The following is a 16,374-nucleotide window of genomic DNA, read 5'->3' as shown; positions in this document are numbered from 1 at the left end:
CAAACAATGATCACTTGAGCCCAGGCTTGACCCGCAACGCCTTGGCCTTCGCCTCGATCACCAGATACATCACTACCGTGATCAGCAACGGCAAGATGAAATAGATCGCCCGATAGGCAATCAATCCCGCCAGCAGGCTGCCCCGGGACGCGTCGTGCTGCAGCAGCGCGATGAACACCGCCTCCAGTACGCCGAGCCCCGCCGGAATATGGGTAATGACCCCGGCGATGCTGCTGATCAGCAGTACGCCGAGTACCACCGGATACTCCAGTTTGCTGGGCAGCAAGGTAAAGATCACCGCCGCCATCAACGACCAGTTTAGCGCCCCCAGGGCCAATTGCAGCACAGCCATGCGTAGCGAGGGCAGGTTGATTTCCATGCCACGAATCGTCCAGGCACGACGCTTGGAAAACCGGCAAGCCAGCAGGTATCCGGCACTTGCCAGCAGCAACAGCGCACCTACGCCCTGCAGGGCATCGCTGCTCAGTTTCCAGCCTGGCGGCATCGTCACCAGGCCGCTGCTGAATACCGCCCCGGCCAAGGTCATGTAGCCAAACCAGTTCGTGGCCAGGCTCAGGCCGAGGATCTTGGCGATATTGCCGCTGCTGACCCCTAGTCGGGAATACAGCCGATAGCGCATGGCGATGCCGCCGACCCAGGCGCTGAGGTTGAGGTTGAAGGCATAGCTGATCACCCCCACAGGCAAGATCTGCCGCCAACCCAGTTTCTGGCGGATGTAGGTGCGCCCGATCAGGTCAAAGCAGGCATAGGTGATGAAACTGGCTAGGGTCAGCGTGGCGGCGATGATCAGGGTCCGTACCTTGAAAGCGGCCAGCGTGTCGAAGACTTCGGCCCAGTCGATGCGCCTGGCCAGGGTCGTGAACAGAGCAATCAGCAGCAGGAAGAAAGCCAGGGTCAGCGGTTTTTTCCAGCGGCTCCAGCGTGATTTAGGCTTGCTCCCGTCCCGGACATGGGCATCGCCTGGCGCGGTGTGCGCCTCAGAGTGGTTCATGGGGTTCGCTCCGAACCGCCGTTGGCGGCGAAAAAGGTTTCAGGCGCGGTTTATGGGCCGGCAACCACCCGGCCCAGGCCGGGAAGTGACGCAGGAAGTGAAACACCATGAAACCGATGGTCATCCGCCAGATCAGGCCCCGCGGGGCGTGATTGGCGGGCATGGCGGTGCAGTACTCGCGGCTCAGGTGTTCGAGGCGCTCGAACAGTTCGCGGTTGAACCCCCGGTCGCGGATCAGCACGTTGGCTTCCAGGTTCAGCGACAGGCTAAGGGGGTCGAGGTTGCTCGAACCGACGGTACTCCAGTCTTCGTCTACCAGGGCGACCTTGCCATGCAGGGGGCGCTCGCAATATTCGTAGATCGTCACGCCGGCCTTGAGCAGGTAGTCATACAGCATCCGCGCCGCGAGCTTGGCGATCATCATGTCCGGCTGGCCCTGCAGGATCAGCCGCACTTGCACACCACGACGCGCCGCATTGCGGATCTCCCGCAGCAACCGATAGCCCGGGAAGAAATAGGCATTGGCGATGACCACGCGCCGTTTGGCGCTGCGCAGCACCTGCAGGTAGACCTCTTCGATGTCCGTCTGGTGCTCGTGGTTATCGCGATAGACCAGCCGCACCTGGCCGTCATGGTCGCTGAAAGCCAGCTCGCTGCGCCGGCTGCGACGACGTTGCCACCAGTATTTGGCCCGGGCCGGACGACCGCTTTGCATCAATGCGAAGTGATGGATATCGACCACCGCCGGGCCCTTGATCTCCACCGAATAGTCCTGCTTGGCTTCGGGGCCGAAATCGCCGAGATGGTCGGCGGAGAAATTGATTCCACCGATGAAGGCGATCACGCCGTCTATCACCACCACCTTACGGTGCAGGCGGCGGAACCAGTTGGTACGAATGCCCAAGTGAAGGGGCGCGGGGTCGAACATTTGCAGCCGTACACCGGCGTCGCTCAACGAGGCCAGGAAGTTCGGGGTCAGCTCCCCGCTACCAAAACCATCCAGGCTCAGGGTGACTCGCACGCCTCGATGGGCAGCGTCCACCAACACATCGCGCAATTCGTGGCCGACCTTGTCCTCGAACAAAATGAAGGTCTCGATGAGAATTTCATTTTCGGCGCGGCGGATAGCCTCGAACACCCGAGGGAAATAGGCTTCGCCATTTTCCAGCAGGGTGATGCGGTTGTTGCCATGCCAGCCGTATTCGACGTCCACCAGCGCCGGATCGCGCTCGGTGGGCGGTGTCTCGACCTGCTCCACCGTTGCCTTGTTCACTGCCGCGCTCATAGTTCGATCTCCACCGACAGCGGCGCGTGGTCGGACAGGTGCGACCAGGGACGCACGTTCAGCACCTTGGGCTGACAGGCCTTGAGATTGCGAACATAGATGCGGTCCAGGCGCAGGATCGGCAGCCGCGCCGGAAAGCTGCGGGCCGGCTTGCCCCATTGCTCGGCGAATACTTCCCGCAGACCGCAGGGTTCGAGCAGGTCGTTGGCCTTGCCGCGCCAGTCATTGAAATCCCCGGCGACTATCACCGGAGCCTCGGGCGGCAGCTCGCTCAGGCGTTTGCACAACAATTTCAGCTGTTCGATACGATGACCCTCGCGTAGCCCCAGGTGCACACAAATGGCGTGGATCTGCGGGCCGTCGCCACCCGGCAGACGCAACACGCTGTGGAGCATGCCGCGGTTCTCATGGCCGCTGATGGAGACGTCCAGGTTGTCGTGGCGCACGATCTGGAACTTCGATAGCAGCGCGTTACCGTGGTCGCCTGCCGGATACACGGCGTTGCGTCCGTAGGCGAACTGCGGCCAGAGACTGTCGGCCAGGAATTCGTATTGCGGCATGCTCGGCCAGTTGGAGAAGCGTTGGGGATGCTGTTCGTGGGCTCCATGCACTTCCTGCAGGAACACCACGTCGGCGGACACGCTGCGCACCGCTTCGCGCAGCTCCGGCAAGATGAAACGCCGGTTCAGGGCTGTGAACCCTTTGTGGGTGTTGATCGTCAGGACCGTGAAGCGGCTGATCCGGTCGAGGCCATGGGCCAGGTTCTGGTGAGCTTCGGTGGTTGCATCGCAGGTCGCTTCGGTAGGGCCAGGCGTGCTCATGGCAGTACTCCCTCGGCGGGTCGCTCGCCCGGTGTGGTAGCGAGGCCTTTGTCCAGGTCGAAGCGCTCCAGCAAGTGGCGCGCGTCGTAAGGGGCGCGGACTTTGATGTCGTTATCGAAATAGCAGAATACTTCCCGGCTCTTACGCGCCCTGGGTTTCTTTTTCGGGTCGATCAAGTGGGCGTCCTCCGGTTGCGTGCCGTGGCTCCAGGCCTCGATCCGGTCGCCCCAGCGTTGTAAAGCCTCGTCGGTGTAGCCGCTGGCATACAGTTCTTCGGCGCCGTGCAGGCGCAGGTAGACGAAGTCACTGGTGACGTCTTCGCGATAGGGCCACTTTCCGGCGGTGTCGGCGATCACCAGCGCGATGTCGTAGCGCTTGAGCAGGGCGACGAAACGCGGGTCGATGAAGCTTTCATGGCGAATCTCGACTGCGTGGCGCAGCGGGCGCTTCTTATCGGTTTCGGTGCTGGCGTGGCCGTCCAGGCGTGGCTCGTGTTCCCGGGCCAGGGCGGCGGCACTGACGCTGTCGTGGGGCAATTGCTTGAGAAAGTCCTCGAACAGCTCGGGGTCGAATTTGAAGGTGGGGGGAAACTGCCAGAGAATGGCGCCGAGCTTTTCCTTGAGTTCCAGCACCCCGGACGCGAAGAAATTGGCCAACGGCTTGTGGATATCCCGCAGGCGCTTGATGTGGGTGATGAAACGCGGTGCCTTGACGCTGAACACGAAGCCCGGCGGCGTCTCGGCATACCACTGGGCATAGCGTTCGGGACGCTGAAGGGCGTAAAACGAGCCGTTGATTTCGATGCTGTTGACCGCTCTTGAGGCGAACTGCAATTCACGCTTCTGGGTCAGCCCCTTGGGGTAGAAGTCCCCCCGCCAAGGCGTGTATCGCCAACCGGAAATGCCGATGTGGATTGCCGTCATGTGTCCCTCCCGTGCCAGATGACCTCGTACTGCCGGTGTCTTGCAGATGACTGTCGAGCGGCGCGGAAAGTTTCGACGAAGTGCCCGATGGAGGAGGGGGCGCTCGTTTGCGCCCAGCAGGGCGCTGATCCCGTGTCGGGAGGCGCATGTGGGTAACCATCACGGCAGTGCATCGAAACGGAGGGGAGGAGCCAAAGGCGGGGGCCGCCCAGACACGTCAATTTCTCTGAATGAGCTTGCCCCGGATTTCACCCATCGCTTGCACATCCAGTTCCAGCCAGAAGTGCAGCTTCCCGGCAATCTGCGCGGCCGCCGGCATCCCATCGCGGTACACCAGGCGATTGCTCGCCAGAGCCGGCACTTTCGTCCCTGGCAGTAATGTACCGGCCAGGTTCAGCGGGTCGACGCCGCACACCGCAATCACGCTGCCGTCGGTAGGACGGCGACGGACTTCGCGCAATAGCGGGATGGCTTCGGGCAGGGCGAATTGCTCTCCGGCCAAACCGCTGACGAAGCGCCCGCCCCGGATTTCGCCGCGTGCCTCCAGGCGATGGAACGTGCGCAGCAACTCGCGCCAACTAGGCAGCCAATCCGCCTCCCGCTCCAGCAAACGCCAGAACACCACGCCGTAACGGCGCAGCAGGGTCATGGCGATGTGCTCCAGGGTTTCAGTCGGTGTCGACGCGGGTCGATTGCCTTCGCTCGGCGCGGACTGACTGCGGCGCAGCAAGGCCCAGCGGCCGGCATCGTCCATGCCGCCGACAAACGCCCCGCGCCCACGCCGGCTGCTGCGGGCCTGGCGCTTGCTGGCGGGTGTAATCAGCGCCCGCAGCCCGGCGAAGCTGTCGGCGTTAACCAGGCCGGCGCCCACCAGTTCTTGCAAGGCGATTTCCAGTTCGGTGCGCAGCAGGTGGGCTTCGTGCAGCAACTCGTCGAAAAACAGCGCGCCATGTTCGCGCAGGGCCTGGTGGACTTTTTGCGTCTTGAGGGACAGTTCGCTCAGCGGCGTCTGCTCTGTCAGGCTGCTCCACAGGGTGACCTGACTGCGCGGCAGCAACACCACCGGCGTGCTGCGCAGGGCCGTGGCGGAGGCTTTCTGCCGGGCGCTGAGGCGAGTCCAGACCAGCTTGCCGCTGCGGCACAATTCATCGAGCCAATTGGCGGAGTAGTCCTTGATCCGCGCTGGCAACAGGTCGCTGTCCCAGGCCGCGGCTGCGGCCGGGTAGCCTTCGAACTGGCTGATGATCGACGGCAGCACGGCGCTGCCCCGGCCCTGGGTAGATGGCGACAGGTGTTGCCAGTCGAACAGGAACCGCATGAAATCCTGCAGCATCACCGGTTCGATTTCCCGGCGCAGACGCTTGACGGTGTAGCGGTGGATGCGTGCCAGCAGATGCCGTTCGCACCATTCCTCCTGGCTGGTGCCTGGTGTGAAGCGGCCGCGCAGCACATAGCCTTGTTGTTCAAGGTGCGCCAGGGCCTGGGTGGCTTGCGCTGTCGATAACCCCAACGGATAGGCGATGGCGGTCAGCGGCAGCGGGCCAAAGGCGCTGAGCCGGGCGCGGAGCACTTCCACCACGGCTTCGTCGCTGTCCCAGGCCTCATCGAACCCGGCCAGGGGTGTCAGCGCGGGCTGCCACTGGGCCTGTGGATAAATCCCTTGCAGGCAGGTCAGCCGCTCCAATGGCACCCACAGGCCGCGCTCGGCGCTGATCTGCACATGGCTGGCTCGCCCGCGTTCGGCCAACGCCTGCAGCCAGCCCGGCCACGATTCGTGGGCGCGGGCTTCGCTGTCGGCGATGCAGGCCAGGCTCATCAGCGCTTCGTGCATTTCATCGAGGTTGGCCGGGGTCGGCCAGGCTTCCTCCCTGACCGACTGGATAGCCTCGGCGTCCAGCGCGCCGAGATCGTCGGTGGCTTGCGGATCGCTCCAGCGCCGGTTGATCACCGCCTGGGTTCGGCGCTCTTCCAGCGGCGCGTCGTCGAGAAAGGTGTAGGGCCGGGCGCTGAGGATTTCTGCCGCCAGGGGCGAGGGGGCGGGCAGGTCGCGACTGACCAGGCGAACTTCGCCCGCCTCCATGCGCCGCAACAGCGCCAGCCAGCCTTCGCTGTCCATGGCTTCGTGCAGGCAGTCGTCAAGGGTCTGTTCCACCAGTGGGTGGTCGGGGATTTCCCTCTCGCCGGCCAGGTTTTCCACACAGGCGATCTGGTCGGGAAAGACACTGGCGATCAGGTCTTCGCTTTTCATCCGCTGGATCTGCGGAGCGACCTTGCGTCCGCCGGTGTAGCGCGGCAAGGCCAGGGCTACCCCGGCATTCCAGCGCCAGCGTACGCCGAACAGCGGCGCATCCAGCACCGCCTGCACCAGGATCTGTTCGGCGCAGTGGCTGTTGAGGTAGCGCCAGACCTCATCCAGCTCGAAGCTGTGGCTGGTGGACAGCGACAGCACGATGGCGTCTTCGCTGGCGGCGGCCTGCAATTCGAAATTGAAGGTGCGGCAGAAACGCTTGCGCAGGGCCAGCCCCCAGGCGCGGTTGATGCGGCTGCCGAACGGCGTATGAATGATCAACTGCGTGCCGCCGGACTCGTCGAAGAACCGCTCCATCAACAGCGTGTCCTGGGAAGGCAGAGCACCGAACGCCAGGCGAGCCGGGGCCAGGTAATCCACCAGTTGTTCGGCGCTGGCCAGGTTCAATTGCAGGGTGCCGGTCAGCCAGTCGAGGGCCGGCTGCAGATTGCCGGGGGTGGCGCCGAGCAGTTGATCGAGCTGTGCTTGCAGGCGGGCCACGGCCAGGGACAGTTCGGCGCTGCGCCCCGGGGCCTCGCCGAGCCAGAACGGAATGGTTGGCGGCTGGCCCTGGGCGTCCTCGACCCGCACGCGGCCGGTCTCGACGCGAATGATGCGGTAGGAGGTATTGCCGAGCTGGAACACGTCGCCGGCGATGCTTTCCACCGCGAAGTCTTCGTTGACGCTGCCGATGTTCAGGCCCTGGGGTTCGAGCAGCACGCTGTAGTCAGCGTTGTCCGGGATGGTGCCGCCGCTGGTCACGGCGGTCAGTTTGCTGCCCCGGCGTCCGCGCAGGGTACGGGTGACTGCGTCGCGGTGCAGGTAGGCGCTGCGCACGCCCTGGCGACCATTGAGGCCTTCGGCGAGCATCTGCAACAGCGACTGGTAATGCCCTTCGTCCAATTCGGCGTAGGGCGCAGCACGGCGAAAGGTGTCCAGCAGCGCCTGTTCCTGCCATTCCTGGCAACTGACCTCGGCGACGATCTGCTGAGCCAGCACGTCCAGCGGTGCCTTGGGGATGTGCAGGATGTCCAGTTCACCCCGGCGTACGCAATCGAGCAGGGCGGCGCACTCGATCAGATCGTCGCGGGTGGTGGCGAACAGGCGTCCCTTGGGCGTGCCGCCGACCTGGTGACCGGAGCGGCCAACCCGTTGCAGGAACGCCGAAATCGAGCGGGGCGAGGCGATCTGGCACACCAGGTCGACGTCGCCGATGTCGATGCCCAGTTCCAGGGACGCGGTGGCGATCAGCACCTGCAATTCGCCGCGTTTGAGCCGCTGCTCGGCGTCGAGGCGAAATTCTTTCGCCAGGCTGCCATGGTGGGCGGCCACGGCGTCCTTGCCCAGGCGCTCGCTCAAATGGCGGCTCAGGCGTTCGGCCAGGCGCCGGGTATTGACGAACACCAGGGTGGTGCGGTGTGCCCGGGCGAGCTCGGCGAGGCGGTTGTAGACCAGTTCCCACACATCATTGGCCATCACCGCCGAGAGCGGCACTGGCGGCACCTCAATGTCCAGGTCGCGGGGACGGGCATGGCCGATGTCGACGATTTCGCACGAGCGACCTTCGCCCACCAGAAAGCGCGACACTGCTTCGATGGGCTTTTGCGTGGCGGACAGGCCGATGCGCATCAGCGGTTCGCTGCACAGCGCTTGCAGGCGTTCCAGGGTCAAGGCCAGGTGACTGCCGCGCTTGCTGGCGGCAATGGCGTGGATTTCATCGACGATCACCGTGCGGGTGCTGGCGAGCATCTGCCGGCCGGAATCGGAGCCGAGCAGCACGTAGAGCGATTCGGGCGTGGTCACCAGAATGTGCGGCGCGGTTCTGCGCATCGCCGTGCGTTCTTTCTGCGGTGTGTCGCCAGTGCGCACGGCGGTGGTGATTTGCAGGGCCGGCAGGCCCATCTGCCGCAATTGTTCGGTGATGCCGGCCAGCGGGGTTTGCAGGTTGATCCGGATGTCGTTGCTCAGTGCCTTGAGCGGCGAGACGTAGACCACCAGGGTCTGGTCCGGCAGGCCGCCCTGTTCCAGGCCCTGGTGCACCAGGTCATCGAGCACGGCGAGAAACGCCGTGAGGGTCTTGCCCGAGCCGGTGGGGGCGGCCACGAGGGTCGAACGACGCTGACCGATCAACGGCCACGCCCGGGCCTGGGCGGCCGTGACCGCAGGGAAGGTCTGGCTGAACCAGGCACGGACGGCGGGGTGAAAGCCTGCCATGGCGTGGTCGGCTGCAAGGGGCTGATTCATGGGGCAGTTATGCGGGTGGGATGGGGAAGATGCAAGTACTGGCTGATATCTCCGTTGCCTGGCAGGCCCCATCGCGAGCAGGCTCGCTCCCACAGGATGGAGCACCACAGAGCCATTGTGGGAGCGAGCCTGCTCGCGATGGGGCCCTGAAGCGCGGCGCAAAATCCCTGATCTGCACTTTACGGATGACGGTTGCGCACTAAACCCGCAAAATGCAACGATTCCGGCAACGCCCGTGGGCGTTGTCGACCAAATTCTTGTGCCAACAGACTGGGCCTGCTGACTTTATGCGAATGCGCCTTATGTTACTGGGCGGCGGAAATGCCCTTGGGCAGGCGCTGATTCGCCTCGGTGCGGAAGAAGACATCGGTTTTCTCGCCCCCCGCCCCCCCGAAGATGGCTGGGATGCCGCGAGCCTGACACAGTTGCTCGACGACACCCGTCCGGACGCCTTGATCAATCTGGCGTACTACTTCGACTGGTTTCAGGCCGAGGTCGTCAGCGAGCAGCGCCTGGCCAGCCAGGAGCGCGCGGTCGAGCGCCTGGCCGAATTGTGCCAGCACCACAATATCGTCTTGCTGCAACCGTCGAGCTATCGCGTGTTCGACGGCTCCCGCGCCACCGCCTACAGCGAAAAAGACGAGCCCGTGCCCCTGGGCCTGCGCGGCCAGGCCTTGTGGCGGATCGAGCAAAGCGTGCGCGCCACATGCCCGCAACATGTACTACTGCGCTTCGGCTGGCTGCTGGACGACAGCGCCGACGGCATCCTCGGGCGTTTTCTCGCCCGGGCCGAGCAGCCCGAAGAGTTGTTGCTGGCCGATGACCGTCGTGGCAATCCGACGCCGGTGGACGATGCGGCCCGGGTGATCATCTCCGTGCTCAAGCAACTTGACTGCGCTGCGCCACTGTGGGGCACCTATCATTACGCAGGACATGAGGCGACCACGCCGCTGGCGTTGGGCCAGGCGATCCTCACCGAAGCCCGTGCCCTGCATCCGCTGGCAATCGAATCGCCCACGCCCCAGGCTCACGCCGCACGGCCGGATGCCGCGGAAGAACCGCAACATGCGGTGCTGGCCTGCAAGAAAATTCTGCACACTTTCGGGATCAAGCCCCGCGCCTGGCGCGCCGCGCTCCCGGGCTTACTGGATAGGTTTTATCGCCATGGCTGACGGCCCTGTTCTAATCACCGGCGGTGCGGGCTTCATTGGCTCGCACCTGACCGACGCCTTGCTCGCCAAGGGACATTCGGTGCGCATCCTCGATGACCTGTCCACCGGCAAGCGCAGCAACCTGCCGCTGGAGAACCCCGCGGTCGAACTGATCGAAGGCGACGTCGCCGATGCCGCCCTGGTGGCCCGGGCCATGGAAGGTTGCAGCGCCGTGGCGCACCTGGCCGCAGTGGCTTCTGTGCAAGCCTCGGTGGACGATCCGGTACGCACTCACCAGAGCAATTTCATTGGCACCCTGAATGTCTGCGAAGCCATGCGCCAGGCTGGTGTGAAGCGGGTTCTGTTCGCTTCCAGCGCAGCGGTGTACGGCAACAATGGCGAAGGCCAGTCCATCGATGAAGAAACGCCCAAGGCCCCGCTCACGCCCTACGCCTCGGACAAACTGGCCAGCGAGTTCTACTTCGACTTCTACCGCCGCCAGCACGCGCTGGAGCCGGTGGTGTTCCGCTTTTTCAACATCTATGGCCCACGCCAGGATCCGTCTTCGCCGTATTCCGGGGTCATCAGCATCTTCAGCGAACGGGCACAGAAGGGCTTGCCGATCACCGTGTTCGGCGACGGCGAGCAGACCCGGGATTTCGTCTATGTGGAAGACCTGGTGGACTTGCTGGTGCAAGCCATCGAGAAGCCTGAGGTGGAAGTCGGGGCGGTAAACGTCGGCTGGAACCAGGCCACGACCCTCAAGCAGATGCTCCAGGCCCTGGCCACGGTCGTCGGTGACCTGCCTCCGGTCAGCTACGGCCCGGCGCGTTCGGGAGATATCCGCCACTCCCGGGCCGATAACCATCGGCTGTTGCAGCGCTTCAACTTCCCGCAGCAGACGCCGATGAGTGTGGGGCTGGCGCGGCTGTTGGGCCGCTGAGTTTCCAATCGCCACAAAAAAACTGTGGGAGCGAGCCTGCTCGCGAAAGCGCCCTGACATTCACCTCTTCAGTGACTGTCGTGCCGCCATCGCGAGCAGGCTCGCTCCCACAGGGACGGTGATATGTTCTGGTTAGGTTAGAACTTGTAACCCAACCCCACCATGTAGATCCACGGATCCACATCGACATTCACCTTGGCCCGGGTGCCGCCAGCCACGGCGTTGTTGTCGACATACGCCGTGGTGTCGATGTCGATGTAGCGGATCTGGCCGTTGATCATGATGTTGTCGGTCAGCATGTAGTCAGCGCCCACTTGCCACGCCATGCCCCAGCTGTTGCTCGCCCGGAAGTTGCTGAAGCCGTTGGCGCTGGCTTCGCTGCCGACATGCTCGTCATAGATCCAGGTGTAGTTGATGCCGGCGCCGACATAAGGCTGGAAGGCCGATTTGGTGTCGAGCGGGTAGTAGACCAGGCTCAGGGTCGGCGGCAGGTGCTTGAGGGTGCCGAGCTTGCCGTTGGCAGCGCCCAGTGCGGTGCCCTTGATCTTCACATCGTGCTCGAAGGGCGAGGCAGCCAGCAACTCGACGCCCAGGTGGTCGGTCATCATGTAGGCGAAGTTCAAGCCCAGTTGCGTGTCGCTGCTCATGGTCGCCTTGCCGCCCAGGTCGGCACCGGCCAACGGGCCGCGGTCGACCTTGACACTGGAGCTGTCTGCTTCCGGATTGACCGTAATGGCGCCGGCGCGAACGATGATATCGCCGGCCGTGTGGGCCTGGGCGATTGGGGCCGCGAGCGCGAGGGCGACGAGGGAAACGCTAAGCAAGGACTTGTGCATGAGGGCTCCAGAGGGCATCGAAAAAGTGATGTCTCATGGTATGGAGCCGTCTGGATCGGTCTTTTGACTCAGCTCAATGAGTCTTGGTCAATTAATTGACTCAGCTCAATAAAGCGGCGACAAGCACTTGAGGGTTCATCGCGCATTTTCGCGCGATGCCGGCAGGCGTCGTCCCTCTACCAGTCTCACTCCGGCAGCTCATAGACGTAGATTTTTTCGGCCTCCATCTGATACCCGGCATCGGCCAGCTCGCTGCTGGACGGTTTGACTTGCATCGGCCCTTCGACCCAGTACGGCTGATACAGCTCATCGAGCTTCACCCCGACTTCGCTTTTCACATGCACGATCTGATTTGAGGGCGGTGGCGGCACATGGATGCAGGCGCCGAAATACGGTACCAGCAGAAAGTCCGTGGTACGGCCTTCTTCGCTGACTTCCAGCGGCACGATGTAGCCCGGCAAACGAATCTGCTGGCCATCGAGCGCCTTGACCACCGGTGCGTTGGGCAGGTCCTGTTTGGCGGCCGGGGCGGATTCGGCGGACAGTGCATTGGCCATTTGCGACAGGTCATGCAGCGGGGTCATGTTCGGCACCTCCGGCGGTGCGTCGGGCGGGATCATTTCCGACCAGGCCAGGTCCCTCGGCTCGGCCGCCCACAGCGGCAGGGCAACCATCATCAACAGCGCAAACAGGGCGCGGTGCATCTTCATTGTCCTCATAAACGGATCGACAGGCCGTCGGTCAACGATTGGCGGTAAGCGCGCCAGGCCGGTACGCTGCCCATCAGCAGGGCGGCGATCAGAATGCCAGCCATGAGCGTCCATTCATATTCGCTTGGCCAACTCAACGGCAAATACAGGCCATAGGCCGACTGTACGTAACCCTGAGCCGCGCCGATGCCGATATATAGCAAGGCCAGCCCGGCGGCCACCCCGGTCAACGCCAGGGCAAAGGCTTCCAGCACCAGCAGGCTCGCGATGTGCCACGGCCGCGCGCCCACCGAACGCAGGATTGCCATCTCCCGGCGCCGCTCGTTGAGGCTGGTGAGGATTGCCGTGAGCATGCCGATCAATCCAGTCAGGACCACGAACAACGAAATCACGAACAAGGCTTTTTCCGCAGTGCCCATCAGGCTCCACAATTCTTGCAGGGCCACGCCGGGCAGGATCGCCAGCAACGGCTCGCCACGGAATTCATTGATCTCGCGTTGCAAGGCGAAGGTGGAAATCTTGCTGTTGAGGCCGAGCATGAACGCGGTGATGGCTTGGGGCGTGAGATCCATGTTGCGGGCCTGGTCGGCGCTTATACGACCGCTGCCCTGGGCCGGCACGCCGTTCTTCCAATCGATGTGGATCGCTTCCATGCCGCCGAGGCTGATGTGCAGCGTGCGATCCACCGGGGTGCCGGTGCGCTTGAGAATGCCGACCACGGTGAAGGGTTTGTCGTCATGCTTGACCAGGCTGATCGTCGCCACGCCGTGGGCCAGCACCAATTTGTCGCCGAGCTTGTAATGCAGCGCCTCGGCCACTTCGGCACCGAGCACCACTTCGAACGGGTCAGTGGCGAAAGCCCGGCCATCGGCCAGTTCCAGGTGTTGCTGGCGGCCGTACTGGTAATGCTCGAAATAGGCCTCGGTGGTGCCCATTACCCGATAGCCGCGATGGGAATCACCGAGGGACATGGGGATTGCCCATTTCACTTTCGGGTTGCTGGCGAAATGTTCGAAGCTGTCCCAGCGGATGTTGTTGGTGGCGTTGCCGATGCGAAACACCGAGTACAACAACAGGTTCACCGAGCCGGAGCGGGCGCCGACGATCAGGTCGGTGCCGCTGATGGTGCTGGCAAAACTGGCTTTTGCCTCGGTGCGCACCCGCTCTACTGCCAGCAGCAGGCAGACCGACAGGGCGATGGCGAAGGCGGTGAGGATCGCGGTGAAACGGCGGTTCGCCAGGCTGGCCATGGCTAGACGGAACAAATACATCTCAGACCTCGAGTGGCTTGGCGGCACGATTGAGATCGGCCAGCGAGAGGTTGCGGTCGAACAGCGGCGCCAGACTCTGGTCATGGCTGACGAACAGCAGGCTTGAGCCGGCCTCGCGGCATTCGGCGAACAGCAACCGCAGGAAGTTTTCCCGGGCGTCGTAGTCCAGGGCCGAAGTCGGTTCGTCGGCGATCACCAGTTCCGGCTGGCCGATCAACGCCCGGGCGGCGGCGACACGTTGCTGCTGGCCGATGGACAGCGAGTCGGCGCGGCGCTCCAGCAGGTTCGCATCGGTCAGCCCCAGGTGGGTCAACAGTGTGGCGGCAGCCTGGTCGATGCTGCCGTGACGCTGGATGGCCCGCTGCGCCCGCAGTTTGGAAAAGTGGCAGGGCAGTTCGACGTTCTCGCGCACCGAGAGAAACGGCAGCAGATTGAATTGCTGGAAGATATAGCCGGTGTGGTCCACGCGAAAGCGGTCGCGGCTGCCCGCCCCCAGTTCGGTGAGCGGCTGTCCGAGCAGGCGGATGCTGCCGCGATCCGGCGTCTGCACGCCGCCCAGCAGCCCCAGCAAAGTGGTCTTGCCACTGCCGCTGGGGCCCTTGAGGAACAGGGTCTCGCCGGCCTCGAGGCGAAAGGCCGGGATGTCCAGCAGTGGCGGATGTCCGGGCCAGCTAAAGACCAGGTCGGACAGTTCGATGAGTGCTTGGGTCATGTTGGCTTATATCAGGATGACGGAGGCCCATGTGGAGTACCTGTGGGAGCAAAGTGTGTTCGCGATGAGCCTGTCACATTCAACGTCGATGTCGACGGTCGGACCGCTATCGCGAGCAAGCTGTGCTCCTACAGGCCTCCACCACAGGATGTGCAGTGTATTCAGAACTTCAGGGTTGGCACCTTGGCCGTCACTTCCACGCCTTGCTGGCCGCTCGGGCTGATCAGTTGTACCTGAATTTTCTGGGTGGCCGGGAAGGTTTTGAACAGCGTCGCCAGGTCGAGGTTCTTCAAGGCACCGGGTGTGGCGCAGGTGAACTGGTAGTGGGCGTGGATTTCGCTGTGCTCGTGGTGGTGCTCGTCGCCATCGGCGTCGGCGTCTTCGTCATGGACTTCGTGATCCGGTTCATCGCCGAACAATGGGCTCTCCAATTCCTGCTGGGCCAGGGTGCATTGGGCGGCGGCCGGCAGGTTGAACAGCACCAACGGCTTCTCAAGTTGCGCGCGGGTCGCCGCGACCTTGGCCTTGTCGGCATCGCTGGTGGCTTCGTGTTCAAAGCCGACCAGGTTCATGGCCGGGCTCTCCAGCTCGAGCTCCAGGGTCTGGCCGTCGAGCGCAGCGTTCAGGCGGCCAACGCCGTGTTCATGGGCACCCAGGCTGCCGTGCTCATGGTCATGGTCGTGCTCGACCGCCGCGTGAGCAACGGCCAATGGCAGCAGGGCGAACGGCAAAGCAAGAAGCAGACGACGCATGACAAGTCTCCAGACAAAGTGAATATTTTGTTATGTAATCTTATAACGAATGTGCGCAGAGTTTGACCGTCTGCTTGGCGTCGCGCAAGGCCCATGGGAGCATGGGAACATTAAATCTTCAGGAGCACGGTGATGTTGCGCATACGCGGAACCGTCGGCGATTGGCCGGTGGACTTGTCGATCGAAATGGACGAAGGCGACTGGGCGCAGCTCGGCGCGCAGTTGCAGGCGGGTAAGCCGGAAGGCGCGGCGATGGTGGCGGCAAAACCGGTGAACCAGGACGATGCGCTGTGGCAGATCGCCAGGGAATTGCTGCGCAAGGCCGGGCAGTTGAGCGGCCCGGACCTGCTGGAACAACTGGAAGGCCTGACGGGCAGTGCTCCGGCGGGCAAGCGCCTGTTGGTGCGCTTGCGCCACAGCGCCGAGGTCAAGGTGTTGAGCGGCGGTGATACGCCGCTCTACAGTTGGGTGGGGGCTGAGGCTTAGTACAACGCGGCAAACAGCTTGCGGCGATAGGTCGTCACCAGCGGGTGATCGTTGCCCAGCAGTTCGAACACCTGCAGCAGGGTCTTGTGCGGCAGGCCTTCGCTGTAGCCGCGATTGCGGGTGAACAGCTTGAGCAGTGCGTCGAGGGCCGGTTCATATTGCTGGCGCGCCAGTTGCTGGATCGCCAGTTGATACACCGCCTCATCGTCCTGTGGGTCTTTTGCCAGGCGGGCCTTGAGATCGGCGGCGTCTGGCAGATGCTTGGCCAGGCCGAGGAACTGGATCTGCGCCTTGGCCCCGGCCAGTGCGGCCTTGTGCTCGTCACTTTTCACCGAGTCCAGCACGGTCTGCGCTTCGCCCAGCTCGCCGCGTTCAGCCAGGCAACGGGCAAACAGGATCAGCGCCTTGGCGTTGGTGTTGTCTTCACCCAGCAGCACGGTGAGCAGGGCTTCGGCATCGGCGAAACGCCCGTCGTCGAACAGCGCCTGGGCCTGCTCGAGCGGATCAGCTGCGGCGGGAGGTGGCATCTGCACGTGGGGTTCGAGCATCGCCCGCACCGCCGATTCCGGCTGGGCTCCGGCGAACCCGTCGATGGGCTGGCCGTCCTTGAACAGCACCACCGTCGGCAGGCTGCGGATGCCGAAGCGCGAGACGATGTCCTGCTCGATGTCGCAGTTGACCTTGGCCAGCAGCAATTCGCCCTGATAACTCTCGGCAATGCCCTGCAACATCGGCATCAGTGCCTTGCACGGCGCACACCACTCGGCCCAGAAATCCACCAGCACCGGCTTGTGAAAAGAGTTGGCAATTACCGACTGGTCGAAGTCGGCGGTGGTGGCGTCGAAGATGTAGGGGGTGTCCTGGGTCATGGGAATCTCGTAGAACGCTTGAATGGTGCAACTATACGCGGGGTCTTGGGGTGCCTGGTAGGCCGCTATCGC

14 protein-coding genes are annotated in these 16,374 nt (G+C 63.6%); 3 read left to right on the top strand and 11 right to left on the bottom strand.

The genetic code is table 11. The features are described from left to right. Positions 1-10: 10 nt before the first annotated feature. The 5 genes from QZH45_RS27005 to QZH45_RS26985 all read right to left on the bottom strand — a co-directional run bounded on the left by QZH45_RS27005 (position 11) and on the right by QZH45_RS26985 (position 8,572). Positions 11-1,012 carry a lysylphosphatidylglycerol synthase domain-containing protein gene (locus QZH45_RS27005; protein WP_024778343.1) on the bottom strand — a complete coding sequence of 334 codons (1,002 nt, stop codon included), beginning with the start codon at positions 1,010-1,012 and terminating at the stop codon, positions 11-13. Continuing rightward, positions 999-2,297, bottom strand: coding sequence for a cardiolipin synthase ClsB (clsB, locus tag QZH45_RS27000; protein WP_024778344.1), 1,299 nt, complete (start codon positions 2,295-2,297; stop codon positions 999-1,001). The genes QZH45_RS27005 and clsB overlap by 14 nt, the downstream gene beginning before the upstream one ends. Further along, on the bottom strand, positions 2,294-3,118 hold the full coding sequence (locus tag QZH45_RS26995) for an endonuclease/exonuclease/phosphatase family protein (RefSeq protein WP_055135409.1): 825 nt from the start codon (positions 3,116-3,118) through the stop codon (positions 2,294-2,296). Before QZH45_RS26995 ends, clsB begins: the two co-directional genes overlap by 4 nt. Then, positions 3,115-4,041, bottom strand: a complete 927-nt coding sequence (locus tag QZH45_RS26990; protein WP_024778346.1) for a DUF72 domain-containing protein — start codon at positions 4,039-4,041, stop codon at positions 3,115-3,117. Before QZH45_RS26990 ends, QZH45_RS26995 begins: the two co-directional genes overlap by 4 nt. A 217-nt stretch (positions 4,042-4,258) precedes the next feature. Then, positions 4,259-8,572, bottom strand: a complete 4,314-nt coding sequence (locus QZH45_RS26985; protein WP_055135410.1) for a DEAD/DEAH box helicase — start codon at positions 8,570-8,572, stop codon at positions 4,259-4,261. Between the two features lie 287 nt (positions 8,573-8,859). On the opposite strand from QZH45_RS26985, the gene QZH45_RS26980 reads away from it, so the two are divergent. Continuing rightward, positions 8,860-9,744, top strand: a complete 885-nt coding sequence (locus QZH45_RS26980; protein ID WP_024778348.1) for a sugar nucleotide-binding protein — start codon at positions 8,860-8,862, stop codon at positions 9,742-9,744. Next, positions 9,737-10,666, top strand: coding sequence for an NAD-dependent epimerase/dehydratase family protein (locus QZH45_RS26975; RefSeq protein ID WP_024778349.1), 930 nt, complete (start codon positions 9,737-9,739; stop codon positions 10,664-10,666). Before QZH45_RS26980 ends, QZH45_RS26975 begins: the two co-directional genes overlap by 8 nt. 137 nt (positions 10,667-10,803) lie before the next feature. Here the strand turns inward: QZH45_RS26975 and QZH45_RS26970 are convergent, their stop codons facing one another. The 5 genes from QZH45_RS26970 to QZH45_RS26950 all read right to left on the bottom strand — a co-directional run bounded on the left by QZH45_RS26970 (position 10,804) and on the right by QZH45_RS26950 (position 14,947). Next, complete coding sequence (locus tag QZH45_RS26970; RefSeq protein WP_024778350.1) at positions 10,804-11,502, bottom strand: OmpW/AlkL family protein; 699 nt, start codon at positions 11,500-11,502, stop codon at positions 10,804-10,806. Between the two features lie 185 nt (positions 11,503-11,687). Beyond that, on the bottom strand, positions 11,688-12,206 hold the full coding sequence (locus QZH45_RS26965) for a DUF3299 domain-containing protein (protein ID WP_055136046.1): 519 nt from the start codon (positions 12,204-12,206) through the stop codon (positions 11,688-11,690). Between the two features lie 11 nt (positions 12,207-12,217). Continuing rightward, the gene (locus tag QZH45_RS26960) at positions 12,218-13,483 is read right to left on the bottom strand and encodes an ABC transporter permease (RefSeq protein WP_055136045.1); all 1,266 of its coding nucleotides are present in this window, start codon (positions 13,481-13,483) and stop codon (positions 12,218-12,220) included. A 1-nt stretch (position 13,484) separates the two neighbouring features. Beyond that, entirely contained in the window at positions 13,485-14,195 is a 711-nt protein-coding gene (locus QZH45_RS26955; protein ID WP_055136044.1) for an ABC transporter ATP-binding protein, read from the bottom strand. 161 nt (positions 14,196-14,356) lie between these two features. Then, the gene (locus tag QZH45_RS26950) at positions 14,357-14,947 is read right to left on the bottom strand and encodes a DUF2796 domain-containing protein (protein ID WP_055136043.1); all 591 of its coding nucleotides are present in this window, start codon (positions 14,945-14,947) and stop codon (positions 14,357-14,359) included. Between the two features lie 132 nt (positions 14,948-15,079). Here QZH45_RS26950 and QZH45_RS26945 point away from each other — a divergent pair, with 132 nt between their 5' ends. After that, positions 15,080-15,433 (top strand): hypothetical protein, encoded by a 354-nt coding sequence (locus tag QZH45_RS26945; RefSeq protein ID WP_024778355.1) that lies wholly within the window; start codon positions 15,080-15,082, stop codon positions 15,431-15,433. Here QZH45_RS26945 and trxA read toward each other — a convergent pair. Next, positions 15,430-16,302 carry a thioredoxin gene (gene trxA / locus QZH45_RS26940; RefSeq protein WP_055136042.1) on the bottom strand — a complete coding sequence of 291 codons (873 nt, stop codon included), beginning with the start codon at positions 16,300-16,302 and terminating at the stop codon, positions 15,430-15,432. The genes QZH45_RS26945 and trxA overlap by 4 nt on opposite strands. Between the last annotated feature and the right edge of the window lie 72 nt (positions 16,303-16,374).

This window comes from Pseudomonas corrugata, from assembly GCF_050920615.1.
GTDB lineage: Bacteria > Pseudomonadota > Gammaproteobacteria > Pseudomonadales > Pseudomonadaceae > Aquipseudomonas > Aquipseudomonas corrugata.
This window is presented reverse-complemented; position numbering and strand designations above follow the sequence as displayed.